Genomic DNA, 1,330 nt, shown 5'->3' with positions numbered 1-1,330 from the left:
GCGGATCATCGGGGCCGTACTGGCGGTGCTGGTCGTGCTCTTCGGGGCGCTCACCGCATGGCAGGTGTCCGACCGGTCGGCGGCAGCCGACGACGTCATCAACCGCAGCCAGCCGCTGAGCGCCGACGCCGCCGACATCTACGGCTCGCTGGCCCGCGCCAACACCACGGCGGCCACCGGCTTCCTGGAGGGCGGGCAGGAGCCGCCGAAGGTGCGCGAGCGCTACGACGCCGACATCAAGCAGGCGTCGAAGCTGCTGGTGAAGGCCGCGGCCAACTCGCAGGGCGCCGCGGAGTCGCAGAAGCAGATCGAGCGGCTGAACCAGGCGCTGCCGGTCTACACCTCGCTGGTCGAGACCGCCCGCGCCAACAACCGCCAGGGTCTGCCGCTCGGCGGTGCGTACCTGCGCTACGCGGACGAGCAGATGCGCGAGACCCTGCTGCCGGCCGCCGAGCAGCTCTACCTCTCCGAGACCCGGCAGTTGGACGAGGACTACTCCGACGCCAAGTCGTGGCCGTGGGCCGCGCTGGCCAGCGGGCTGCTCGCGCTCGGGTTCCTGTTCTGGGCGCAGCGCCGCCACTACCGCCGTACGAACCGGGTGTTCAACCACGGCATGCTGGCGGCCTCCGCGGCCGCCGTGGTCGTGCTGCTGTGGCTGGCCGTCGGGCACACCTTCGCCCGCTCCGGCCTCAGCGACTCCGACGAGCACGGCGCCCAGTCGCTGCACGCGCTCAACGAGGCGCGGATCAACACCCTCAGGGCCCGCGCCGACGAGAACCTCACCTACGTCAACCGGGGCTCCGTCACCACCGAGGAGGGCCTCGACAAGTACGAGGACAGCTACCTCAAAGGCATGAAGGAACTGGCCGGCAAGGAGCCGGACGCCAAGGAGGCCCCGGCGGGCAGCATGCTCGGGCGTGCCCTGGAGCTGGCCGACGACGACGCCGGCCGCAAGCCCGTCGCCGAGGCCGTGGACAACGTACGCGAGTGGCGCGAGCTGCACGGCGACGCGCAGGCGAAGAACGTCGCGGGCGAGTACGAAGAAGCGAAGGACATGGTCATCGGCGGCGACGGGGAGAAGTCGACCAGCGAGTTCTTCGACCAGGTCGACGACAGCCTGAAAGAGGCCCTGGAGCACGAGCGCGAGGAGTTCAAGTCGGCGGCAGAGGACGGCCGCGGCGCGCTCTCCGGGCTGTGGATCGGCGCCGCGGTGCTCGCCGTGCTCGGCGCGGCGGGCGCGGTGTTCGGCATCGGCCGCAGGCTCTCGGAGTACCGATGACGGCGAAGGGGGATGCAGCGATGCGGACGGCGAAGGCACCGAGGACGAGGC

At 71.3% G+C, this 1,330-nt stretch carries 1 protein-coding gene; it reads left to right on the top strand.

Annotated features, from left to right (window positions below; all coding sequences use genetic code 11):
• Positions 1 to 1,279 (top strand): GlnX family signal transduction membrane protein (locus tag H5J30_RS33705; RefSeq protein ID WP_181791573.1); only part of this gene is annotated, 1,279 nt, incomplete at its 5' end.
• Positions 1,280 to 1,330 lie beyond the last annotated feature (51 nt).

It is taken from the genome of Streptomyces phytophilus (assembly GCF_013870535.1).
In the GTDB taxonomy this organism is placed as follows: Bacteria; Actinomycetota; Actinomycetes; order Streptomycetales; family Streptomycetaceae; genus Streptomyces; species Streptomyces phytophilus.
This window is presented reverse-complemented; position numbering and strand designations above follow the sequence as displayed.